The 24,192-nt window shown below is 52.9% G+C and carries 21 protein-coding genes and 1 pseudogene; 13 read left to right on the forward strand and 9 right to left on the reverse strand.

Annotation, left to right across the window (positions count from 1 at the left end; all coding sequences use genetic code 11):
* The first annotated feature begins 170 nt into the window (after positions 1-170).
* The 3 genes from B156_RS0119555 (at position 171) to B156_RS29490 (ending at position 2,897) form a co-directional block, all read left to right on the forward strand.
* Positions 171-1,391 carry a THUMP-like domain-containing protein gene (locus B156_RS0119555; protein WP_018621470.1) on the forward strand — a complete coding sequence of 407 codons (1,221 nt, stop codon included), beginning with the start codon at positions 171-173 and terminating at the stop codon, positions 1,389-1,391.
* A 47-nt stretch (positions 1,392-1,438) separates the two neighbouring features.
* The gene (locus B156_RS0119560; RefSeq protein WP_018621471.1) at positions 1,439-2,122 is read left to right on the forward strand and encodes a coiled-coil domain-containing protein; all 684 of its coding nucleotides are present in this window, start codon (positions 1,439-1,441) and stop codon (positions 2,120-2,122) included.
* Between the two features lie 220 nt (positions 2,123-2,342).
* Positions 2,343-2,897: an RNA polymerase sigma factor gene (locus B156_RS29490; RefSeq protein WP_026260931.1), complete on the forward strand. Its 555-nt coding sequence runs from the start codon at positions 2,343-2,345 to the stop codon at positions 2,895-2,897.
* Between the two features lie 129 nt (positions 2,898-3,026).
* On the opposite strand, the gene B156_RS0119570 is transcribed toward B156_RS29490, so the two are convergent.
* The 3 genes from B156_RS0119570 to B156_RS32495 all read right to left on the reverse strand — a co-directional run bounded on the left by B156_RS0119570 (position 3,027) and on the right by B156_RS32495 (position 7,764).
* Positions 3,027-5,525, reverse strand: coding sequence for a bifunctional UDP-N-acetylmuramoyl-tripeptide:D-alanyl-D-alanine ligase/alanine racemase (locus B156_RS0119570; protein WP_026260932.1), 2,499 nt, complete (start codon positions 5,523-5,525; stop codon positions 3,027-3,029).
* Positions 5,526-5,614: 89 nt separating this feature from the next.
* Complete coding sequence (gene corA, locus B156_RS0119575; RefSeq protein ID WP_018621474.1) at positions 5,615-6,736, reverse strand: magnesium/cobalt transporter CorA; 1,122 nt, start codon at positions 6,734-6,736, stop codon at positions 5,615-5,617.
* A 227-nt stretch (positions 6,737-6,963) separates the two neighbouring features.
* Positions 6,964-7,764 carry a CHRD domain-containing protein gene (locus tag B156_RS32495; RefSeq protein WP_018621475.1) on the reverse strand — a complete coding sequence of 267 codons (801 nt, stop codon included), beginning with the start codon at positions 7,762-7,764 and terminating at the stop codon, positions 6,964-6,966.
* A 336-nt stretch (positions 7,765-8,100) separates the two neighbouring features.
* Between B156_RS32495 and B156_RS0119585 the strand changes: the two genes are divergently transcribed.
* Together B156_RS0119585 and B156_RS0119590 are read left to right on the forward strand one after the other, a co-directional pair.
* Entirely contained in the window at positions 8,101-8,364 is a 264-nt protein-coding gene (locus B156_RS0119585; protein WP_018621476.1) for a hypothetical protein, read from the forward strand.
* A 48-nt stretch (positions 8,365-8,412) separates the two neighbouring features.
* Complete coding sequence (locus tag B156_RS0119590; protein ID WP_018621477.1) at positions 8,413-8,913, forward strand: Hsp20/alpha crystallin family protein; 501 nt, start codon at positions 8,413-8,415, stop codon at positions 8,911-8,913.
* Between the two features lie 96 nt (positions 8,914-9,009).
* On the opposite strand, the gene B156_RS0119595 is transcribed toward B156_RS0119590, so the two are convergent.
* Together B156_RS0119595 and B156_RS0119600 are read right to left on the reverse strand one after the other, a co-directional pair.
* A complete protein-coding gene (locus tag B156_RS0119595; RefSeq protein ID WP_018621478.1) occupies positions 9,010-9,468 on the reverse strand; it encodes a CHRD domain-containing protein in 459 nt (152 codons plus the stop codon).
* A gap of 198 nt (positions 9,469-9,666) precedes the next feature.
* Positions 9,667-10,104: a CHRD domain-containing protein gene (locus B156_RS0119600; protein ID WP_018621479.1), complete on the reverse strand. Its 438-nt coding sequence runs from the start codon at positions 10,102-10,104 to the stop codon at positions 9,667-9,669.
* A 253-nt stretch (positions 10,105-10,357) separates the two neighbouring features.
* Between B156_RS0119600 and B156_RS0119605 the strand changes: the two genes are divergently transcribed.
* Positions 10,358-12,625 (forward strand): aconitate hydratase, encoded by a 2,268-nt coding sequence (locus B156_RS0119605; protein ID WP_018621480.1) that lies wholly within the window; start codon positions 10,358-10,360, stop codon positions 12,623-12,625.
* A 78-nt stretch (positions 12,626-12,703) separates the two neighbouring features.
* Here B156_RS0119605 and B156_RS0119610 read toward each other — a convergent pair whose 3' ends face one another.
* Genes B156_RS0119610 through B156_RS0119620 form a run of 3 tightly spaced genes read right to left on the reverse strand, consistent with a single transcriptional unit; the run spans position 12,704 to position 15,864 of the window.
* A complete protein-coding gene (locus B156_RS0119610; protein WP_018621481.1) occupies positions 12,704-13,237 on the reverse strand; it encodes a GNAT family N-acetyltransferase in 534 nt (177 codons plus the stop codon).
* A gap of 3 nt (positions 13,238-13,240) precedes the next feature.
* Complete coding sequence (locus B156_RS0119615) at positions 13,241-14,740, reverse strand: helix-turn-helix domain-containing protein (protein WP_018621482.1); 1,500 nt, start codon at positions 14,738-14,740, stop codon at positions 13,241-13,243.
* Between the two features lie 11 nt (positions 14,741-14,751).
* On the reverse strand, positions 14,752-15,864 hold the full coding sequence (locus B156_RS0119620) for an o-succinylbenzoate synthase (protein ID WP_018621483.1): 1,113 nt from the start codon (positions 15,862-15,864) through the stop codon (positions 14,752-14,754).
* A gap of 51 nt (positions 15,865-15,915) precedes the next feature.
* Between B156_RS0119620 and lpxK the strand changes: the two genes are divergently transcribed.
* The 5 genes from lpxK to B156_RS0119645 all read left to right on the forward strand — a co-directional run bounded on the left by lpxK (position 15,916) and on the right by B156_RS0119645 (position 22,426).
* Positions 15,916-17,013 carry a tetraacyldisaccharide 4'-kinase gene (gene lpxK, locus B156_RS0119625; protein ID WP_018621484.1) on the forward strand — a complete coding sequence of 366 codons (1,098 nt, stop codon included), beginning with the start codon at positions 15,916-15,918 and terminating at the stop codon, positions 17,011-17,013.
* Positions 17,014-17,075: 62 nt separating this feature from the next.
* Positions 17,076-19,109 (forward strand): putative porin, encoded by a 2,034-nt coding sequence (locus B156_RS0119630; RefSeq protein ID WP_018621485.1) that lies wholly within the window; start codon positions 17,076-17,078, stop codon positions 19,107-19,109.
* A 73-nt stretch (positions 19,110-19,182) separates the two neighbouring features.
* Positions 19,183-19,809, forward strand: coding sequence for a 3-keto-disaccharide hydrolase (locus tag B156_RS0119635; RefSeq protein ID WP_018621486.1), 627 nt, complete (start codon positions 19,183-19,185; stop codon positions 19,807-19,809).
* 62 nt (positions 19,810-19,871) lie between these two features.
* Positions 19,872-21,617, forward strand: a complete 1,746-nt coding sequence (locus B156_RS0119640) for a GMC family oxidoreductase (protein WP_018621487.1) — start codon at positions 19,872-19,874, stop codon at positions 21,615-21,617.
* 173 nt (positions 21,618-21,790) lie between these two features.
* Positions 21,791-22,426, forward strand: coding sequence for a gluconate 2-dehydrogenase subunit 3 family protein (locus B156_RS0119645; RefSeq protein WP_026260933.1), 636 nt, complete (start codon positions 21,791-21,793; stop codon positions 22,424-22,426).
* Between the two features lie 99 nt (positions 22,427-22,525).
* Here the strand turns inward: B156_RS0119645 and B156_RS0119650 are convergent, their stop codons facing one another.
* A complete protein-coding gene (locus B156_RS0119650; protein ID WP_018621489.1) occupies positions 22,526-23,032 on the reverse strand; it encodes a nuclease A inhibitor family protein in 507 nt (168 codons plus the stop codon).
* 129 nt (positions 23,033-23,161) lie between these two features.
* Here B156_RS0119650 and B156_RS0119655 point away from each other — a divergent pair, with 129 nt between their 5' ends.
* Positions 23,162-23,719: a DUF937 domain-containing protein gene (locus B156_RS0119655; RefSeq protein ID WP_018621490.1), complete on the forward strand. Its 558-nt coding sequence runs from the start codon at positions 23,162-23,164 to the stop codon at positions 23,717-23,719.
* A gap of 184 nt (positions 23,720-23,903) precedes the next feature.
* Positions 23,904-24,192: pseudogene (gene tnpA / locus B156_RS30945) on the forward strand (IS200/IS605 family transposase); the annotation flags it as partial.

Genomic DNA, 24,192 nt, shown 5'->3' on the forward strand with positions numbered 1-24,192 from the left:
TATTGTGGTTATAGGACGTAGACTGCTAGTATGAAGCTGTTCAGGGTTTCACTTTCTGCTTAATTTTAAGCGTATGTAAGGGGCGATTTTTTGTCATTTCCTGAAATCATAAACAGCTACTATCATTCAAAGGTACAAATAGATTAAAACAAGATTAAAATAACTTTATATTGATTCCACTAACCGACGCTGAAAAATCATTCATACGGGAAAACCTGTCTACCGATGTCCGGTCATTGCTACTCCGCAGTCATCCCGTTGGTACGGACATCAGGAAACTGGTGGCTCAGGTACTGGCCCGCCAGAAAGCCCGCGATAAACTGCCGGCCTGGTATGCGACGGATGCACTGATATTTCCCCCGGCGTTATCGATAGAGCAGGCTTCCTCGGAACGCACGGCCCGGTATAAGGCATCGCTGGTGCAGGGCGCATTACTGGTTGATGTTACGGGTGGGATGGGGGTTGATACCCTGGCTTTCTCCCGCCGTACGGGCCGCGTTGTGTACGTAGAACAGCAACCCGAACTGGTTGAACACGCCCGCTATAACCTGCCGCTGCTGGGCGTGACCAATGCCGAATACCTGATAGGGGATGGGCTACGAATGCTCGACGGGATTACGGCCGCCAGTCCCGAAAAAAAGGCCGACTGGCTCTACCTCGATCCGCACCGGCGCGATGAGCAGGGCGGTAAAGTAGTGAAACTGGACGACTGCGAACCCGACATTACCCAGCCGGGCGAACTGGATCGGTTGCTACGGTACACCCGTAAAATTATGGTGAAGGTTTCCCCGCTGCTGGACATTGATTTAGCCCTGAAACAGCTTAACAGCCGGGTAGAAACGGTGCATATTATAGCGGTACAGGGAGAAGTGAAGGAGTTGTTATTTGTTATTGGGAATCAGGTTGTTGACAAGAATGATGTTAAATTTAACACTGTTAACCTGCTGCCGGATGCGGTAGTTGATTTACAGTTTCACTGGCAGGAGGAATTATCCGCAACCGTTGACTTTGGTAACCCCCGAACGTATCTGTACGAACCCAATGCCGCCGTACTGAAGGCAGGTGCTTTTCGGGTAACAGCCGCTCGATATGGTTTGGTTAAACTAGCCCCCAATAGCCATTTGTATACCAGTGATAGCCTGAAGCCTGATTTCCCCGGTCGAATATTTATACTTAACGAACTAATCAAACCCGACAAAAACACCCTTAAAAAGCATATTCCCGACCTGAAAGCCAACCTGACTACCCGAAACTTTCCGCAGTCCGTAGCGGAACTGCGGAAAAAATTATCTTTACGGGAAGGGGGGGGGATTTACATTTTTGCCACCACCCTGCTGAACGGGGACAAGCGCCTGTTAATTACCCAAAAGGCAGACCTTGTTCAAGCGTAAACCGAGTTACATACCTAGTTAGTTAACCTTTAAATCAGACCGTAACCATGATACCATATGTGCAGTTTATACTACTCGGCTGTTTATTGACAGTCTGCAATTGTAGTCACGCTCAAACCGTTTACGCGGGTGAAAGTACGGTTGACAAGGGTAAAATTTCGGGGCTATACCTGACCCTCCAGGGAGATGGGAAGCAAATTGAAAAAGATTGGGAGACCCAACTCCAGAAGTACGGACGCGTATCAGCTTCGCGGGGCACCTACCGCGTTCCTACTGCCAGCATACCATCCATATCATCGGAACCCATAAACCTGGTCAGTACCGTAAAATCATCGCGTACATCGGCTACCATTTTTGCCGCGTTTGACCTGGGGAGTGGTAATTACGTAACAACGGGTGGAACCGGGTATTCCGGCGCTGAAGAACTACTCAAAAACTTTAGTGGTAGCACCCTCTACCAACAGGAAGTACGAGGGGCGCAGGGGAGTTTTGACGAGGCCCAGAAAAATCGCCAGAAACTGGTTCGCAACGGCGAGCGACTTCAGCGTGCCATCGAGCAGAACGCCAAAGAAAAAGAGCGGCTGCTGAAACGAATGGAGGACAACGACAAAGAACTGGTACAGCTACAGAAGGATACGGAAACCAATAAAACCGAACAGGAGAAAGCCCTTCTGGAACTGGAAAGCCGAAAGAGTAATGTAGAAGCAGTAAAAGCAAAGAGCAGCAATTAATACCCCGGGTCTGGTAAGGTGTTACTACGTATACCTACTGTGGCTAATCAATGCTACGTTTGCCAGCCTTATGGGAATATAATCTCCTGTTTAAGCTGTGATTACGCCATCTGATAAATTTATTTGACATAAGCGGCTACTATTTCTATACAGTATAGTATTATTACAAAATAATTTGTAATTACCAATCCATAAATAATTTGTAACTCCTCATGCAGATATGGATACAGCTATGACAGACGAAGAAATGATTCGTCACTATCTACCCCATAACACAACCCAATGCTTTGAAACACTCTACAATCGTTATGTAAATAAAGTCTACCACCGATGTTTGCAAATGACAAAGGATTCGGACAAAGCGGAAGATTTTACCCAGGATATCTTTATAAAAGTATTTGGTAAACTGGAGGGGTTTCAGCAACGGTCCAGCTTCTCGACCTGGCTTTACTCCATCTCGTATAACTACTGCGCTGACCAGCTGCGCCTGGCCAAACGATTTTCCACGACGCAACTGGAAGAGAGCCACGAGAGCACTACGTACGAAGACTCCATGGAAACGCAGTTGCGGGAAGAAACCTATCAGGTCATGCAACAGGTTATCGGCACTTTATCCGCTCAGGAACGCACTATCCTGCGGCTGAAATACGAAGACGGACTGAGCATTGATGAAATTGCCCAGCTGTATGACCTTAAGATAAGTGCGGTCAAAATGAGACTAAAGCGAAGCCGGGCAAAAGTGCAGCAGCTTTGTACACAGCGATTTAGCGATTAACCAATTAGTGCGGCCACCGGTTGGGCGAATACGATAGTACTGGTTTTATTTTCTCTTACTGAAAAGACGGCAAAAGCTCCTGGCTGGAGCTTTTGCCGTTTAACGCTGGGTTGAGCCGCGACAGGCAACTTAATTACCTTCTTTGAAAAATACCCGTTTTACCCGCTCACTGATGCCGGTTAACAGTTCATACGGAATGGTGCCAATTTGTCGGGCCAGCTCACTGATGGGTAATTCAGGACCGAAAACAATAACGGCATCCCCTTCCGAAGCCACCGCCGACGTAACATCAACCATCGTCATATCCATGCATACGTTACCCACGGTTTCACAGCGTGTTCCGTTGATCAGTACCTGACCCGTACCGTTCCCGAACCGGCGGTCGTAACCATCGGCGTAGCCAATGGCCAGCGTAGCGATGCGGGCATCGTGCGTGAGTACACCCCGGCGGCTGTAGCCCACGGACTCACCCGCCTTCACCGTTTTAATCTGGCTGATAACCGTTCGCAGCGTACCGACCGTGTGCAGCACCGAGGGGTTCAGCCCGCTGGCTTCGACCCCGTAGAGACCAATGCCCAGCCGAACCATGTCAAGGGTGTAATCCGGAAATCGCATAATACCCGCCGAATTCAGGATATGCCGGGTAGGCCGATACCCTAAAGCCGATTCCAGTACGGTCGAACTCCGCAGGAACGTATCGTACTGCTGCTGCGAAAATGCATTGAACCGGGCATCGTCCGAACCAGCCAGGTGACTGAATACCGACGCTACGTGCAGCGTGGGGTGGGTATTCAGGTAAGCGGCCACCCCGGGTAGTTCGGATTCCAGAAAACCGAGCCGGTGCATGCCCGTATCTATTTTCAGGTGGATGGCGCGGGGGCTGGTATCGTCGGTAGCAGGCATCTGATTCCGCAGAAATTCACCCCACTCCGTCAGCACCCGCCTACTATAAATCTCCGGCTCCAGGCGATACGATAGCAGGGCGGAAAAGGTTTCGGGTGCGGGATTCATCACCATTATGGGTAGGTTGATACCATTCTTTCGGAGGGTTACCCCTTCGTCGGCATAGGCAACCGCCAGGTAGTCGACGCGGTGGTACTGCAGCAGTTGGGCTACTTCCGTACTGCCACTTCCGTAGGCAAATGCCTTCACCATCACCATGATCTTGATGCCGGAGCCGACCTTTTCCCGGTAGCTGTTCAGGTTATGGGTCAGGGCATCGAGGTTGATGTCGAGCACCGTGCCGTGTACCTTTTCCGCCAGTCGGTTGCTGATCCGCTCGAATGAGAAGGACCGTGCTCCTTTCACCAGCACCGCACTGTTTTGTACTGTATGAAACGGGAATTGAGTCAGTAAGGCATCGGTCGTAGCATAAAACAGGCTGTTGGCAGCAAAAAGGTGGGCATGTCGGCTCAGTACAGGCCCAATCCCAATGAACTGAGCTACGTCAGCCTCCCTAATCAGGGTACTCACCAACGCGTACAGGTCCTGTTCCGGTTGCCCCGACTGGAGAACATCGGACAAAAAAACGACCCGTCGGCTTCGGGTGGTCTGCTGATTCAGAAAGCGGAGAGCCAGTTGCAGCCCCGCAACATCGTTATTATACGAATCGTCAATCAGCACGCAGTGGTTGATACCCGCTTTTAGTTCCAGCCGCATCGACACCGGGCGCAGGCGGTTCAGGCGGGGCTGTAGCTGCGTAACGGTTTCGGGGCGTAGCGTCAGCATCGTGATCAGGCAATGCGTCAGGTTCTCCACGGAGGCCGGGTCGGTGAAGGGGAGGGTTACCCGAATGGAACCGGCTTCCGGGCCAGTCAGGGTTAGTTCGCTGCCTTCCAGCTGCCCCTGATACGTTGCCTTGTTTCCCTGCATGGACCAGGTAACGCACCGGATGTGGGGGTTAACGGCCTTTAGGAGCAGGTTCACTTCTTCGTCGATGTCGGTATAATCGATGCAGTAAATGAGGCTATCCGAGTGGGTAAACAGCCGGAGTTTCTCCGCAATTTTCTGTTTACGGGTTCGGAAGCCTTCATCATGGGCCGTACCAATAGTGGTAAACAGGCCAATGGTTGGCCGTATGATGCGTTCCAGGGCGGGCATTTCCTGCGCCTGCGAAATCCCCGCTTCAAAAATGCCCAGCGTGTGCCGGGGAGTCAGTTCGTGTACCGACAGGGGGACGCCCAGTTGAGAATTGTAACTTTTGGGGCTTTTGGCAATGATAAAGTCATCGGACAGCAGCTGGGCCAGCCATTCCTTCACGATCGTTTTGCCGTTACTGCCCGTAATACCAATCACCGGAATGGGCACCTGCTGCCGGTGTTCGGCCGCCAGCGACTGGAGGGTGTGCAAACTACTGTCTACCTCCCGGAATTCGGCTTCGGTGTACTGGCTGAGTTCGGCCCGCCGGTCGGGACGGTCCGGGGCTCCGGTTAGGGCCGAGCGCTCCACTACAAACTGCCGGACCCCTTTTCGGTAGAGTTCGCCAATGAAAGCGTGCCCGTCGTGGTGCTCACCCCGGATGGCAAAAAAAACAACATCAGCCAGTTGTTTTTCGCCGGGGAGTCCGGTTAGCTGTCGGGAGTCGGTCAGCCATTGCCGGTTTATGAGGGAAGAGTTCGTCATTATCATGTCAAAAAACAAAGGGGATGAATGGTGAATAATTACAAAAAAATAATTCATCATTCATCACTGGAACGCCAGCCCGGTCATCAGTCAATTTACATCCAGCCACGCCGTTTAAAGTAAATAATTTCGCCGATGGCGATTACCACCATGATACCCCAGGTATAGTAATAACCGTGCGGGCTTTTGAGTTCGGGCATGAACTCGAAATTCATGCCGTACACCCCAACAATGAAGGTCAGCGGAATAAAGATGGCCGATATGATGGTCAGCGTTTTCATGACCGAGTTCATTCGGTTATTGACAATCGAATAATACACATCCATCAGGCCCGCAATGAGTTCCCGGTACGACTCCTGGGTTTCAATGACCTGACTGATATGGTCGGCCAGATCGCGCAGGTACGGCAGGGTATTCCGCTGGATCAGGTCCGATTCTTCGCGGAGCAGCGTGCCGAGTATTTCCCGTACCGGATAGATGGTCCGGCGGATAAAGGCCAGTTCACGCTTCAGCGTATAGAGGGTTGCCAGCGTTTGCTGGTTGGCGCGTTCCTGCACCAGCTGCTCTTCTATTTCCTCCATCTTATCACCAATGTGTTCCGTCACCAGGAAGTAGTGGTCAATGATAACGTCCATCAGGGCGTACAACAGGTAGTCGGGCCCATTGCGCCGGGTTTTACCCGACGACGCTTTGATCCGTTCGATTACCGGCCCGAAAATATCGCTGGTTCGCTCTTCCTGAAAGGAAATCAGGTAGTTGGTTCCCAGTACAAAACTGACGTGCTCTACGTCGATTTCCTGGTGCTGAACGCTATGGTGAATCATTTTCATGGTGACAAAAACGACCTGACTACCCGGTTGGGTGCCCTCTTTTGTACCCTGGGGCGTTTCATCGTACAAATCGATTTTGGGTTTCTGCTCCGTGTTGAGTACATCTTCCAGCAACAGGGCGTGCAGGTGGTACTGCTGGCCCAGGGCTGCCAGTACTTTTGGTTCATGAATACCATCTACATCAATCCAGTGGATGTAGGGGGTTTCGGGAAGCGGTAATGTACAGTCACTCAGCTTACTGCTGTTATCAATTCGGTAGTCGGTGGCATTATAGTCGATACGCTTGATTTTTATGGCATGTTCAATATCCGCTCCTACGTACGTCAGGGTACCGGGAGACGTGCCGAGGGTTTTTTCGGCGGAGCGATAACGCTTTCGTTTCGACATAATGAACCGGGGAGTCTGTTTGGCAGAAGGCCACTGCTGGCCTGTTTATATCAATGGATAAACGAACGGCCGGGCGAGTTGTTGATGGGAAAGCAAAATTCGCGGTAGAACCTACTAAACAAAAAGAGGCAGGCACCGATAGCCCCTAGCCCCCAATAACAAAGCAATCCCTGTCCATAACGGACAGGGATTGCTTTGTTTATCGAAACGAACCGTACCCGTTTCGTTTACTTGATGTCCCCCCGGATTTCGCCCGCCGGAAACATTGTCGTGTGCAGGTTGGCGTAGTAGTAGCCATTGAGCAAACTATCCACCCGTCCGGCAGTCGTCAGGGTCGTGGTGCCGATGATGGGCGAGGCCAGCCCTGGAAATGGAATCTCGACCGGACCTGCACCTGTAGCCGCATTGATGCGATGCAGGTGGCCCATTGTCGGCGTGAGGCCCGAATAGGTCACGGTATAACTAAGCACGCGGGTCGATGGGTCGATAACCCCGGCAAAGGCACCCGTAGCAGTCGATGCATTCGGGGTGGGTCGCTCAGCGGCTCCGCTCATGGTAGCCTTCAGTTGAATGGGGCCGTTTACCCGGACATTACCCCGGATTTCGCCTGCTGGATAGGTCGGCGTGTGCAGGTTGGCGTAGTAAAAACCATTGATCAGGCTATCAACGCGGGTCGATGTGGCCAGGGTGGCGGTACCAATAATAGGCGAGGCCAACCCTGAAAACGGTATCTCGACTGGTCCCGTGCCATTAGCTGCGTTGATGCGGTGCAGATGGCCCGCCACGGGAGTCAGACCTGTATAAGTAACCGTGTAGCTCAGTACGCGGGTGGACCGGTCAATCACCCCAACGAACGAGCCGGATGCTGCGGAACTAACCGAGGTAGGTTTTTCGGCGGCTCCACTCAGGGTAGATACTAACTGAATTTTGGCATTAGCCGGGAAAGCGCGGTGGTCATTACAACTCAGAAGGGTGACCGACAGGGAAATCAGTACTACGAATGACAGGAGGGTAGAGGTTTTGTTCATGTGTTTTAAGTGATTAGTAGTGAAAGTGGGACTTGGTAAGCTATGTAGCTTACCAGGCTGTAAATCAACAGGTAAAGGTGCTGGAAATTCGTTTTGTATAAAAAAAAATTAAAATGGTACAAGTACTTACGCAGGAGTTGCCGATGGGGTTCTGTCGATGACTGAAAAAAAGTTAGTTACTTTTAAAGTAAATGAATCCATTCATCCGTCATCCATTCTGACGCCCCGAAACAGAAGCGAAGGCAACAAAAAAATAACTGAGTTTCCGTCGTTTATTGCGCTGAATCACTTCTGGTCAGGTCGGGCGTAGTTGCAAATCATAACCATTTAAACAACATGAACATCATCTGGAGAATTGCCGGTGTCGCCGTAGTGGCCGGACTGGCCCTGTTTCTGCTATCACTGGTAGTGAAGTTTTTACTCATTGGTACGGCCCTGTTTCTGCTCGTCCGGATAGTTGGGCCGCGTTTGATGGGTCGGGCATTTGGGCGGATGGAGCGCGGTGACTGGCAGCGGGCAGACAGCATAGCCATCGATAACCCTGGAAACTATGCTGGTAGAAGCACCGGTCGTTTTGACCGGGTTATTGCTATCAGTTAAATCAACATCAGTAAACAATAAATCGTAAATTAGTAAACACAACAAATCATGTACAATAAACAAGCATTCGAAACAGGTAATAAAGGGGGCTGTGGCTCATGGGCCGGGGCAACATTTGGACGAGGTGGCTCATGGGCCGGGCCAAAATTTGGCCGTGGTAAGTTTGGTGGCCAGGGGCATAACGCCTGGGGTGCCTACCGCCCCCCCGTTAATATTGAAGAAACTGATACGGAGTACGTAATTGCCCTGTACGCGGCCGGTCTCCTGAAAGAAAAGGTAAAACTAACCGTCAAAGACGATATGCTAACCATTTCGTACGAAGCCGTGGACTCGGCTGGTTCTGATAATTCAACCGAAGCCGATAAAACCGCAACGGGTCGTGTTACCTACCAGGAGTTCAGCAGCCGTTCCTTTGAGCGGTTGTTCCAGCTCAACAACAAAGTGCTGACAGACAGTATATCGGCCACCTATACCGATGGTATACTAAGGGTCACGCTGCCCAAAAATCCGGCAACCAACGTTCCGGCGCAAACCATTACGGTGGGGTAATGCAACGGGGATAAATACAACAAAGGCCAGTCCGGTGTATCGGACTGGCCTTTGTTGTTGCTGGCCGGGTCAAACCGGCCAGCGCAAAAAGAAGGATTATCTCTTTTTGATATCCCCGCGAATTTCGCCCGCTGGATAGGCTGTGGTATGCAGGTTGGCATAGTAAAAACCGTTCAGCATACTATCCACTTTCGACTGAGCCAAAGCCGCCGTAGTGCCCGTAATAGGACTGGTCAGCGATGGGAATGGGATATCGACGGGCCCTGTAAGGTTAGCGGCATTAATGCGGTGTAAGTGCCCCGCTACGGGGGTTATCCCGGAATAAGTGACCGTATAACTCAGCACCCGGGTATCCGTATTCAGATTTCCGACAAAAGAACCCACCGCTGTCGATGTGGTCGACGCTGGCTTCTCGTTGGCTCCGTTTATGGTTGCTGTTAACACGGCTACATTTGTTGTTGATAACGTAGCCGGGTTGTCTTCCTTGCTACACGATGAACCGATCAGACCCAGTGCCAGAAGTGCAGCAACGGAAAGTAATCTACTTTTTTTCATGACAGATAGTGATTAATGTAATTGCCACCAGCACAATAGCGGGTGTCAGTTGATAAACCGGATATAACCGTTTCGGTTTTTAAAAAGTGACTTTTTACGCCGTTTCGTCGAAAAAAATAACTTGTAACGGCAAAACTGTCTGTCAGACAGGCTGCTGACTGCACCCGCCGGTACGCAGACGCACCGCTCAGGATATACTTATTTCTTTTTGATGTTCCCCCGAATTTCGCCCGCCGGGTAAGCTGCCGAATGGAGATTGACGTAGTAAAAACCGTTCAGCATACTATCTATTTTCGACTGGGGCAACGCTGTCGTCGTGCCCATAATGGGGCTGGTTACCGATTTAAACCCCACATCGACACCCCCCGTGCCGTCGGCTTTAGTTATCTTGTGCAAATCGCCCATCGTTGGGGTAAAGCCCTGATAGGTGACCGTATAACTCAGCACCCGGGTAGTCGTGTTCAACGTACCATCGAAGGTGCCGGTAGCGGTTGAAGGCGTTGGCGTTGTCTTCTCGCTGGCTCCGTTCAGGGTGGCCGTCAACGAAACCATGGCTTTCGGAGCGTGTTTGAATGACAAACTAAGGAAACCCAGGACCAACAGGGCCGCAACGGATAAAAGGCTTGTTTTTTTCATGAGCATTCGGGGGTTGAAAATTGTCCGATACCAACGCAGGTTCACATGAGTGAACCCCTAATCCGTAAACGGGTAAGCAGCGTAAAACCACCTTATTCAGGCCTATGTCGACCCGGATTACCATCCATTTGTCAGAATATTTTCAAAACGAGTCAGAATCTTCTAATTTTGACCCGCCACCCGAACCCATTTTCTGATACCGGTGGTTCTACCAGTAGAGTATTCATTCAGTAACCCGTTATTCCTGTTAGTTATGGCTTTTGATGTAGACATGATTCGGCGCGTGTACGCGACCCTTGGCGGACGTGTAGAGGCAGCCCGAAAGGCAGTTGGTAAACCGCTGACCCTGTCGGAGAAAATTTTATACAGTCACCTTTTTTCTGGTGCTACTACCCAGGCATTCGAGCGCGGTAAAGCCTACGTGGACTTTGCCCCCGACCGCGTGGCCATGCAGGATGCCACGGCCCAGATGGCGCTGCTACAGTTCATGCAGGCCGGTCGGCCTAAAGTGGCTGTCCCGTCCACCGTTCACTGCGACCACCTGATTCAGGCCGAAGTAGGGGCCGTGAAGGATTTGGATATTGCTAAAAACAAGAATAAAGAAGTATATGACTTCCTGGCGTCCGTTTCAGATAAATACGGCATCGGTTTCTGGAAACCAGGCGGAGGAATTATCCACCAAGTCGTGCTGGAAAACTACGCCTTCCCGGGCGGTATGATGATCGGTACCGACTCGCATACGCCAATGGCGGGGGGACTCGGTATGATTGCCATCGGTGTGGGTGGTGCTGATGCCTGCGACGTGATGGCTGGCTTAGCCTGGGAGTTGAAAATGCCGAAACTGATTGGCGTTAAACTAACCGGTAAACTGAGTGGCTGGTCGTCGGCGAAAGACGTTATCCTGCGGGTAGCGGGTATTCTGACCGTAAAAGGCGGAACCGGTTGCATCGTGGAGTATTTCGGCGAAGGGGCCGAAACACTGTCGGCGGCTGGTAAAGGAACGATCTGTAACATGGGTGCTGAAATTGGCGCTACGACGTCGATCTTCGGCTACGATGATAAAATGGGCGATTACCTCCGGGCTACCAACCGGGGCGACATCGCTGATGCCGCGCAAGCCGTTAAAGCCGATCTGCGGGCCGATGAAGAAGTATACGCCGATCCCGCTTCGTACTACGATCAACTGATCGAGATCAACCTGACGGAACTGGAACCGCACATCAACGGGCCATTCACGCCCGATCTGGCGTGGCCTCTTTCTAACTTCGCTAAAGCGATAAGAGAAAATAACTGGCCTGCCAAACTGGAAGTAGGCCTGATCGGTTCCTGTACCAACTCCAGCTACGAAGACATGACCCGGTCGGCGTCGGTAGCGGCTCAGGCAACGGCGAAGCATCTGAAAACCAAAGCGGAATTCACCGTTACGCCTGGTTCTGAACTGGTTCGGTTTACGGCCGAGCGCGATGGACTGCTGGATACGTTTGAACGGATTGGTGGCGTTGTGCTGGCCAACGCCTGTGGCCCCTGCATTGGGCAGTGGGCGCGGCACATGGACGACCCAACCCGCAAGAACTCGATCATCACCTCGTTTAACCGGAACTTCGCCAAACGGAATGATGGCAACGCCAGCACCCATGCCTTCGTGGCTTCGCCCGAAATCGTGACGGCCTTCGCCATTGCCGGTGATCTGACGTTTAACCCCATGACCGATACGCTGACCAACGAAGCCGGTGAGCAGGTGAAACTGGATGAGCCACAGGGCATTGAGCAACCCGTAAAAGGCTATGCCGTGGAGGATGCCGGGTATCAGGCCCCCGCCGAAGATGGTTCGGGTGTGCAGGTTATCGTGTCGCCAACGTCCGACCGTCTCCAGTTGCTGGCCCCGTTTAAGGCCTGGGAGGGAACGGACCTGACAGGGCTGAAACTGCTCATCAAAGCCAAAGGCAAGTGTACCACCGACCATATTTCGATGGCGGGTCCCTGGCTGAAGTACCGGGGTCACCTCGACAATATCTCGAACAACATGCTGATTGGTGCGGTAAACTTCTACAACGAGAAGACCAACACCGTTAAAAATCAGCTAACCGGAGAATACGGCGAAGTACCCGCCGTACAGCGGGCGTACAAAGCTGCCGGGGTTGGTTCCATTGTCGTTGGCGATGAGAACTACGGTGAAGGGTCCTCCCGCGAACACGCGGCCATGGAGCCCCGTTTCCTCGGTGTGCGGGCTATTCTGGTGCGGTCATTCGCCCGGATTCACGAAACAAACCTGAAAAAACAGGGGATGCTGGCGTTGACATTTGCCAACCCCGCTGATTACGACAAAGTGCAGGAAGACGACACCATCGACATCAACGGTCTGACCGAATTTGCACCGGGTCGCCCGCTGGAAATCGTGCTGCACCACGCCGACGGTACGGAAGACGAATTCCCAGTGAATCATACCTATAACGAAGGCCAAATCGAGTGGTTCAAAGCGGGTGCCGCGCTGAACATCATTCGGATGAAGCAAAACGCGTAGTTTTTCGCATACAACACAGAAAACCCGGCTGATTTTAAAATCAGCCGGGTTTTCTGTGTTGTAAAGTCAAGGTTGAGTTTAGTAAAACCGCCGGTACACCCGTTCCGCAATCAGCCCGCAAAATTCCTCAAATACGGCTTTATCCAGTATAACCGGCAACGACAGAATCTTCATCGGAATAGCCGGGCTTCCGGGCTGGTAGGGCGGCTGGGCATAGAAGAAGTCATTGACCTGAAAGCCCTGCCGTTCGTAAAATCGAATCCGTCTCCTGCTTAGGTCATCCGTCGGGCGTTCGGTTTCCAGCAGATAATACGCAGCGGGGATGCTGATCACTTGCGCAAGGGCCTGCTGTCCCAGTTGCTGGCCCCGCAAGTCAGGGTCGATGGCGAAGTGCTCGATGAACAGTACACCGGCATCGGGCCACTGCCAGTAACTAATGAAACCAACCGGTTGCCCGCCCTGAACCAGGGCGCAGAGGTGCAGGTCCGGATAGGGGAGGAGTTGCACCAATTTGCTAAACTGCCGCCGTTCTTCCGGGGGGAAAGCGGCTTCGTACCAGCTTCGAATGAGCGTTAAGTAGGGATGTTGCCCCCTGATGCGGACAAGCTCCATGAACTAGTCGAGCCCTGCTACCGCTTTTCTGAGCGCGTCGAACTGGCGTTTCTTTTGCAGTACCGCGGGAGCGGCTACCCGCTCCCGGCAGTCGAAAATAGCGCAGCGTTCGCAGGTCTGGTTCACCACCCGGAACGGGATATCATGTAGGGACTTCACGCCAGCCGGGTTGTTGAGGAACTTCATTTTGCTTTTCAGGTTATCGTTGACCGCAAAGCACATCGAAAGGCTAATGTTTTGCCCGGACTCAGGCTGGAACGGATGCGCCACCGAAATAATCAGGTATTGCTGGCCGGAATCGGCATACTCGGAGAGCTGCGCCCGACAAAGAATACCGTCGAACGATTTATGTTGCTGGATAAACTGCAACTCCTCCAGGATGGTCCAGGCTATCCACCGGCGGCAGAAATGCTCGTCGACGATACCGCGCGGCCCCTGCTTCCGGGACAGGTGCATCTCTTTGGTCAGCTGGAAGGTAATCTGGCCGGGGGTGTGATTAAAGCGGTAAAAAAACAACTGGTCGATACCAAACTGACTGGGCAGTACCGTACTGAGCCGGTAGAAAAACTGTTCGGGGGTTGTCTTGAAGTGATCGATGAGTTGCAGAAAATCATCGTTATGCCAGGTGTCGCGGGCAAACAGGTCACTTAGCTTCGCCACCAGCTTCTCCCGCCGAATCAGAATGGCACCGGCAAAATACGAGGCCTTGTAATTGTTCAGTATCTGTTCAAACGACTCAGCTTCTACCCAGGAATAGGTATAGGGCCGATTTTTTAACTGCATAAACTGGAAGCCTACTTCCCGGGCCAGAATAAAAACCCGCTGCCCGGCCGACAAATCGGCGTTCAGGTACAGGGTGTGGGTTTCGGGCCGCAAAATGGAGCGCAGGGCTACCAGTTCCGGCTGGGTGCGGGCATCGAACTGTTCGGGGCGGATGTCGTAGCGGGTCTTGAGCAGGTTGATGAGCAGCGCTTCGCTCACAACCTGATCGGCGGGGGCAAACTCGTCCAGAAACCGGTCAGCATCGGCTTCGATATCCGGAAAGTAATTGTCATGCAGTTCCTGATACGACCGCAGCATGGTCAGGTACAGGCGCTCGACGCTCATGTTGTAGCTGAGGGCAATATCCATGAAGGTGCGCACCATGGCACTCACTTTGGCGGGTGCTTCGGCCAGCAGCTCGAGCAGGTCGGAGGGGTCAATGCCGAAGAGTTCCAGTGGTATTTCCGTCAGGAATTTAGAGCGTAACAGGTCGGAGATGGGCTCTAACTTCTTGCTGAGTTTCAGCGAAACCAGCGAGTCATAGTCCACCTGCAGGGCATTGGCCAGGGCCGAAATCTTATCGGTTTTTGGGTATTTTCGCCCTTTCTCAATTTCGGTTACGTAGGATATGGATAAACCCGACTGGTGAGCCAACTCGCTGACCGAAAGCCCTTTGTCGAGTCGTAACTGACGAAGTTTGAGGCCAAATAACAGACGGATATGATCGGCGGGGAGGTTCAAAGGGTTGCGCGTTAGGTGTGTAGTGGCTCGGACTGGCCACCCTGTAGGGGATTCACATTCCAGGATCGGGCGGTATCGTAGTGCAGGTAGCCACCGGCTGTATACAACGGGCTGGAAACGTTATTGGTATACAACTGACCTGTTCCCAGCCCCTGCGGTAGTACATTTTTGAACTGCCCGGTATACTGGGCAATGGCATTCAGGCCGATGTTCGATTCCAGGGCAGAGGTAATCCACCAGCCGATATTAAGCCGGCCAGCGAGTTCGATCCACTCATCGCAGTGGCGTAATCCGCCCAGCAGGGTCGGTTTCAGGATGATAAACTGGGGATGAATCTTTTTCAGCAACCGGTATTTCTGCACGTATTCCATTTGTCCGATCAGCTCCTCATCGAGTGCAATGGGCACGGGCGAATGGCGGCAGAGGTCGGCCATGGCATCCGGTTGACCCGCCCGGATGGGTTGCTCAATCGAGTGCAGCTCGTACGAAGCCAGCCTGGTTAGTTTTGCCATAACCTCGTCGGGCGTGAAGGCCCCGTTGGCATCCACCCGAAGGGTAATCCGGTCGGCCGAGTAGCGGGACCGGATCATAGCCAGCAGGTCGCACTCCTCCTCAAAATGGAGCGCACTGATCTTTAATTTCAGGGTGGTATAGCCGGCGTCCAGCTTCTCGTCAATTTGCTGGCGCATGAACGCCTGACTGCCCATCCAGATCAGACCGTTGATGGGCAAAGCCCGTTCACCGGTCGTGAAATCGGAGGGTTTGATCAGGCGATGCCCACCGGCCAGAAAGTCAAGCATGGCCGTCTCGAAACCGAAAAGAATACTCGGGAACTGTGGGCTGATAACCTGATTGAGAATGATGGGCAGGTTCCAGCTAAACAGTTGAAGGTCCAGTTCATTAAAGTCCTGACAGCACTGCTCCAGGCACTCGGCAAAATCGGGCCGGTCATCATAACTCAGCCCGACCAGCGGGCCACATTCGCCGTAGCCGATAACCGACAGATTCTCATCGTCGTACAGGCGAATGATATAGGACGTTTTCTGCGTGAGGGTGCCGCGCGACGTACCTGCTTCGAAGCGAAAGTGCAACGTGTATGGGATGAAGTCGACTTTTAAACTCATTGGTCAGGTGGGCAGGGCAAAAAATTATCAGTCCTAAAAGTACTACTTTTGATGGCTCAGGAGGGCAATAATACGAAAATAATAATGAAGCGTTCGGTCAGGGAATGGGTACTCAGCCCATTCAGTGGGGTGTATGGCGGACTAACCGATATCCGTAATTGGCTCTATGATAATGCCTTATTAACGGCTGAACGACCAAATGTACAGTCGGTCAGTGTCGGTAACTTAACGGTTGGGGGAACCGGAAAGACACCCATGGTCGAATTTTTGATTAAACGGTTTCTGGCTACCAACGAATTTCGGGTGGGAGCACTCGCCACGCTGAGTCGGGGGTACGGCCGAACGACAACCGGATTCCGGGTGGCAACCGCTGCCGACACCGCCGACACCATTGGCGATGAGCCCCGGCAACTCTACCGTAAGTTTAACTCCTCCGTTCGGGTGTGCGTGGGTGAACGCCGGGTCGAAGCGATTGAATCCTTACTTCAACTACACCCGGAAACGAAACGGGTCCTGCTCGATGATGCCTTCCAGCATCGTCCCCTCGCACCCCACGTTTCCATTCTGCTGATGGACTACAACCGCCCGTTTTATGCTGATCAGCCCTTCCCCGGCGGCAGGCTCCGCGAACGGCGGAAAGGGGCCCGCCGGGCCGATGTCCTGGTGGTGACCAAATGCCCCCTTACCTTGTCTCTGGCCGAACAGACGCAAATCGCCAGTCAGATTCGTCCGTATACCAGGCCCGAAACACCGATTTTTTTTGCCGGTCTGGCCTATGAGTCCCCCGTATCCTTCGCCACGGGCCAGGCGGTAACGGAGCTGGGGGCGGTGGTGCTGGTATCGGGCCTTGCCAATGCCACACCCCTGGAACAGTACGTCCGGCAGCACTTTCCCCTGGTTCGGCATGCCCGTTTTGCCGACCATCACCCCTATACCCGCCCAACGCTGGAGCAACTGGTAACCGACTTGCCGGCGGATACGTCCCTGCTGACGACCGAAAAAGACTGGGTGAAACTCGACGCCCTGCTCACACCCGCCGAGCGGGCCACGTGGCCCCTCTATTACCTGCCGGTGTCCATGCAGTTTTTAGCCGGTCAGGAACCCGCTTTCCTGGCCGCAATGGAGGAGATGGGGCTTAAAAATCGTTAAATACCCAATAACGGCTACCGGTGGTATCCTGCTGTCCGGCGTTTTGCCGTACTTTTGACGGAATGAATCGACGGTTACTCCTCCTTTTTTTATTGATCGGGCTGGTCAGCACCGGCCGGGCGCAGCAATTTCCGGGCTCAACCCAGCCGGGTGGCTTTCCCGGTGGGTTTGGCGGGCGGCAAACGATGCCTACCTCCACCACGGGCGGCACCGGAACCGGTACCAGCATCATCGACGACTCGACCAAAGTTATTTACGGACCCAAATCGACCCGGTACGTACTGGAAGACGATATTTTCAATAACCGGAAGAAGCTGTACACCGTGGATACGACCATGGATAATGTGCATCGGTTCACCTACGTACAGCGGAGCCAGAATCTGTACCAGGATTTAGGTGCCCTCGGCACCCCCATCCGGCCGGTATTCGTGCAGGAACCCACGCAACTGGGTGCCCAGTCGGGGTATTACGTCTTTGAGCCCTATGCGTATCCGACAATGGGGGTGAAATATTTCAATACGAAGTCGCCGTTTACGGATATGTACGTGGCGCTGGGTGGGAATGACCAGAATATTCTGCGGTTCGACATGGCCCAGAATATCAATTCCCGCTGGAATGTTGGCTTCAATGTGCAGCGGTTTACCTCCCAGAAACAGTTCGGAACCAGCGGAACCAATGACCCCTACAAACTGCTGGCGCAGAACTGGGCCGTTGTGCTGCACACCAACTACACCTCGAAGAACGAAAAATACACCCTGCTGGCGCACTTCAACAACATGAACCACAGCCTCGATGAGCAGGGCGGAGTGTTGCCAGGTCAAACCATTACGGCGGACGGGAACCGGATCCCGATTATTTACAACTATACCGGTGATCCGCGGCTGCGCTCCGGCGTGGGATCCGTGCAGGGACCGCACGGCTGGGAGATTCGCAATGATTACCATGCGTACCACCAGTTTGTACTTGATAAAGGGTTTCAGCTCTACCACCGTTTCGATTATAAATCCCACCGGAATTTCTATCAGGACGATACCCTGCGGCTCAACCAGTCGATTACCCCAATAACCAGTACGGAACCCCTGCCATTTTACCCGACGTTTACCGGCGACACCTCGCGCATTTTCCAGCTGGCGCGTTTTCGGCTGCTCGAAAACCAGTTTGGCATCAAGGGAATTGCTCAGTTCAAAGGATCGTCGTTCAATTACCGCACGTACCTACGCGTCCGGAATTACCGGCAGTTCACCCGTTACAACGAAACGCGCAACAGTTTCAACGAATACGCCACGCCCCGGCTCGAAACCTTTCTGGGTGGCTGGATGGGCTATTATTTCCCCGACAGCCTGTCGCAGGTAACGGCCGAACTCGAATACCAGGTGGGCGGGGGGTACCGGCTGCAGGGGCAACTCGACAGTAAGTTGCTGACGGCGGGGTACAGTTCTATGTTTGTCAACCCAACCCTGTTGCAGGAGCGGTTTCAGAGTCCCTTATTCTTCTGGCGTAACAACTTCAGTCTGCGCGGTTATAACCACGCCTTTGGCAAACTCAACCTGCGGTACAAAAACATCCGGCTGGAGCCGATGCTGGATTATTACCTGCTGAGCAATTACATCTATTTCGACGAAAAAGCGGCTCCCCAGCAGGTTGATGGCTCGTTTAGTGTGCTCCGGACGGGTTTGGGGTATCACCTGCAGGTGGGTAAGTTTCTGCTGGCGGGGCAGGGCTATTACACCGTTCAATCCCGGACGGATGTATTGCGCACGCCCCCGTTTTTTATGAACGCCCGCCTGCAGTACGAGTTTCTGTACGCCAAGGTGCTGTATATCCAGGCCGGTATCGACCTGCATTATAAATCGTCGTATTACGCCGATGCCTACATGCCCGTTACCCAGCAGTTTTACCTGCAAAACCGGCAGGCCGTGGAAGGGGCCGTGCTGGCCGATGTGTACGCCAACCTGCGCGTAAACCGAACCCGCCTGTTCGTGAAGCTGACCCACGCCAACCAGGGCGTTTTTCAGCCCGGCTACTTCGTCGCCCCCGATTTTCTGCAAATGCGCCGGGGTTTCGCCTTCGGGGTCGACTGGTACCTGTTCGATTAACGATAGTGGTCATTTTTTTGGGTAAAATCAGGCAGGTAACTGCTTATAGAACTGTTGTTACCCCAAACATGCTATGATAAAGGCCCTGTTACTGGTATGCCTGTTCGTCTTTTCTGGCTTTATTGAGTCACCAGCTCCGCCGGTCAGGCTGTTCGATGGGCGAACGTTCCGGGGCTGGGAAGGCGATACAACGGGTACCTGGCGCATTCGGGATGGCGCCCTGGTGGGCGGTTCGCTGGAAAAACAGGTTCCACACAACGATTTCCTGTGTACCACCCGCAGCTATGCCGATTTTGAGTTGACCCTCCAGTGGAAACTGGTTGGTACCGGCTTTGTGAACGGCGGGGTGCAGCTTCGCAGCCAGCGACTAACGGATCCGGCCTACGAAATGACCGGTTACCAGGCCGATTTGGGTACCGGTTACTGGGGGAGTCTGTACGATGAGTCGCGCCGGAACAAAACCCTGGTTGCGCCCGATTCCAGCCTGATAAAACGCCTGTTGCGGCCGAATGACTGGAATGACTACCGAATTCGATGCGAAGGCCCCCGCATCCGGCTCTGGCTCAATGGTAAGCAAACGGTAGATTATGTGGAGCAGGACCCTGCTATCCCCCGGGCGGGTTTGATTGGTTTGCAAATCCACGGCGGTGGAAAGGCGGAAGCCGCCTATAAAAATATTGTTTTACGGGCATTGCCTTGATTAGTAAGTAGGCCTGTGCGTATATTGCATTTCTTAAAATTTATTAAAAACTTACCTACTGCATGAGTTCATTTCATAGTCCAAAAGCACCGGTTGAGTACGATGTTGCCATTGTTGGCTCAGGCGCGGGGGGCGGTATGGCTGCTTATACCCTGGCCAAAGCGGGGGCGAAAGTCGTTCTGCTCGAAGCGGGCGGTTATTTCGACCCCGCCGATCCGAAGTACATCACCCAACTGAAATGGCCCTGGGAGTCGCCCCGGCGCGGAGCCAGTACCACGCGGGCCTTCGGCGATTTCGATGCAGCCTGGGGCGGCTGGGACATTGAAGGGGAACCATACACGAACGCGAAAGGGTCCGATTTTCACTGGTTTCGTTCCCGGATGCTGGGCGGCCGCACCAACCACTGGGGGCGTATCTCACTCCGCTTCGCCCCCGACGATTTTCGGCGGAAAAGTATGACCGGTGTGGGCGAAGACTGGCCTATCGGGTATGAAGATATCAAACCATTCTACGACCGGGTCGACCGGCTCATCGGTGTATTTGGCTCGGTAGAAAACATGCCCTCCGAACCCGACGGTATTTTTCTGCCCCCGCCCAAACCCCGCCTGCACGAGCTGATGATTCGGAAGGGTGCCCGTTCGCTGGGTATTCCGGTTATCCCTTCCCGCTTGAGTATCCTGACCAAATCCATCAACGATGAGCGGGGCGCCTGTTTTTACTGTAGCCAGTGTGGTCGTGGCTGTCAGGCGTATGCCGACTTTTCGTCCTCGTCGGTGCTGGTGAAACCCGCCATGAAAACGGGTAACGTGACGCTCATTAATGGCGCTATGGTGCGCGAAGTGCTCACCGACCCGCAAACCGGACTGGCAACGGGCGTAAGCTACGTGAATACCCAGACGTTGCAGGAAGTGACTGTCAAAGCAAAAACGGTGGTGCTGGCGGCCAGCGCGGGCGAAACAGCCCGGCTGCTGCTGAACTCCAAGTCGAGCCGCTTCTCCAATGGCCTGGCCAACACCAGTGGCGTGGTGGGTAAGTACATCAATGACTCAACGGGTGCCAGCCGCTCGGCGTTCATTCCGGCCCTCATGGACCGCAAACGCTACAATGAGGATGGCGTAGGGGGAATGCACGTGTTCACGCCCTGGTGGCTGGACAACAAAAAACTGGATTTCCCCCGCGGGTACCACATCGAATACTGGGGTGGTATGGGCATGCCTGCCTACGGCTTTGGCTGGGGCATCGAAGCCATGAACGGCATGATTGCCGGTCGCGACGGCAAGATGAAACCCGGTGGCGGCTACGGTGCCAGTTTAAAAGATGATTACCGGCGGTTCTACGGTGCCTACGTGGGCATGGCGGGCCGGGGTGAACCTGTCCCCCTCGAAAGTAACTATTGCGAAATCGATCCGAACGTGGTGGATAAATATGGTATTCCGGTGCTGCGGTTCAACTACAAATGGTCGGATTACGAGATCAAGCAGGCCAAACACATGCAGGAAACCTTCGAGGAAATAATCCATTCGATGGGTGGTATTGCCCTGGGCGACAAGCCGAATGCGACAAACAACTACGGTCTGGCCGCGCCGGGACTGATTATCCACGAGGTAGGCACCGCCCGGATGGGCAACGACCCCAAAAACTCGGTGCTGAACAAATACCAGCAGGCGCACGACGTAAAGAATCTGTTCATCGTCGATGCGGCTCCCTTCCCGTCGCAGGGGGATAAAAACGTTACCTGGACCATTCTGGCCAGTTCCATGCGCACGAGTGAATATTTAATCGATCAGGTCAAGAAGAAGAATATATGACTAGTTTACGGTTTTTGGTATGTGGTTTACGGTTGGCTGACGCAGATAATGTTCGCGTCAGCCAACCGTAAACCACATACCAAATGAACCGGAAGCTATGTATGAACGTATTGATTTTCCGGATGAGTAATGTTAACCGTAGACCGAAGACCAAAACCGAGAAACTTACTAATATGAAACGCAGAGACACCCTAAAAGCCCTATCACTAACTGGTTTTGGCCTGGCCGTTACGCCGGTTGAAGCCGCTGTGCCCGAACCACAGCCCAAACCCCTGAAAATTCCGGGAGGTCGCCAGAAATTTGAAGCCGAGCGGGATGCCCAGCTCATGAGTGAGAAGTTCTTCACCCCCCACGAACTGCAAACGGTTACGGTACTGTCGGACATCATTATTCCGGCTGATGCCAAATCGGGCAGTGCATCGCAGTCGGGGGTTCCGGCCTTCATCGAATTTATGATGAAAGATCAGCCCAACAACCAGACCCCCATGCGGGGCGGCATCCGCTGGCTGGACAACACGTCGACCAAGCTATTCGGTAAGCCATTTGTGCAATGTACCAAAGCGCAGCAGATCGAACTGGTGGACCAGATTGCCTACCCATCGAAGGTTAAATCCAACATGTCGCAGGGGGCTTCGTTTTTCAGCCTGATGCGGAACATGACCGCCACCGGCTTTTTTACCAGTCAGATGGGTATCAAAGACCTGGGTTACGTGGGTAACGTGCCTAACCAGTGGGAAGGCGTACCCGCCGATGTACTAAAGCAGTACGATCTGGCCTACGAAGAGCGGGAACTGAATCAGGATAAATGATTTATTTGTTGTTCGTTGTTTGTGGTTTGTCGTTAATTGCATAACCGCGAAGTGTTTACCAGTGAAACGTCAAACCACAAACAACAAACCACGAACAAATTACGTCTGCACCACTTTCGTTTTAAGCCCCGCCCGGTCGCCACTTTCCTGTCGGCCCAGCAGGTACACATCCATTTCCGTTTCGCCCACCCGGAATACCTGCCGAACGGTTAGTGCCTGCTCCACCACGTATTTCAATTGCTGAAATTTCGCGGCTCTAATCTTTTCTGCTTCCTCATACCATTCCTGCTGCGTTGTGACGGGTTCCCAGAAGTCAGCTTCCGGAATTTCTTCCACATATACCGAGGGCGGAAGCATCTGCCAGTCCTTAATATGGCTTACGGTGAGTGGCTCAGCCTGTTTCAGGTAGCAGGTCGTTAGTTCGAGGGGTTCATCTGACTCACTCGGGTACAGCAAATCGGGGAGTAGGGGGGCAGCTTTTTCGGCGAATTGATTGAGTTCAGGCGTTGAGTTGCTGTTTTGTTGGTCTTCGTTATGGACGGCCGTGATGGGGGCCGACTCCGAATCTGTTGTTGAGTTGCTGCTCTTTGGGTCTTCGTTCGTCATACAGGCAGGAAAATATATTCACGACAAATTAACGGATTCGGGTAGACTAATCGACCGGAATCTGGTTAATTTTAATACGGGGCGTCCTTATACCTATTCCCGTTTACTATTTTCTAAAAAATCAATACTATGTTAGAAACATTGATGAACCTGGTTAAGCAGCAGTCAGGTCAGGCAGTCGTAAATAACCCGGCTATCCCGAACGAGCAAAACGATAATGTGATGCAAACTATTACCAGTACCATTATGGGTAGTCTGGGGCAGCAGGCCCAGGGCGGTGGCCTTGGCAATTTGTTAGGTATGGTAACGGGCGGTGGCCAAAACGTGCACGAAAACCCTGTTACGCAGGGCGTTCAGCAGGATGTGGAGCAGAACCTGATGCAGAAATTAGGTATCTCGCCCCAGGTAGCCATGTCGATAGCCGCTTCGGTGGTACCGGTCGTACTGAGTAAATTAATGCACAAAGCATCCGACCCCAACGATTCCGATATTGACCAAAACACCATCATGGGAGCCGCAACCGGCAAACAGGGCATCGACTGGATGGGGGCTGCGTCATCGGCAATGGCCGATGGCAAACTGGATATGAGCGACCTGATGCGCGCAATGGGTAATCAGGGCGGGCAGAGTAGTCAGAGCAGTGGTGGCGGTCTGGGCGGCATGCTCGGTGGCCTGTTCGGTAAGTAAACCGGTGTAAACACGAGTATAAACGAGTTCCCGCCGTAATATCCTGCAATGGGGTGTTACGGTGGGAACTCGTTTATACCCCTGGTATGCACTTACCGTACCGTTGACTGGTCTCAGACGCTAGTGCAAGCTATGCCCTTTAGGGCAAGGCTTTAGCTTCTACAAATGTGGGCTAAATTTGGGGATGCAAACTCTACGAAAAGGTAGTCATAGTGTTCACCAACTACAGGCTCATATCGTGTGGAGCACCAAGTATCGGTACGAAGTGTTGCGGGGCGATATTTAAGTACGTTGCCGGGAATTAATTCGTCAGACTTGCGATACACTGGATGTTCAGATTTTAAAGGGTGTTGTGAGTAAAGATCATATTCACCTTCACGTAAGTTATCCGCCCAAGTTGAGTATCAGTGACATGTTGAAACGGTTGAAGGGCCGCAGTGCTAAAGTCTTACTGGAAGAGTATTCAGAACTTA

Origin of the sequence: Spirosoma luteum DSM 19990, from assembly GCF_000374065.1 — a bacterium.
GTDB classification, from domain to species: Bacteria; Bacteroidota; Bacteroidia; order Cytophagales; family Spirosomataceae; genus Spirosoma; species Spirosoma luteum.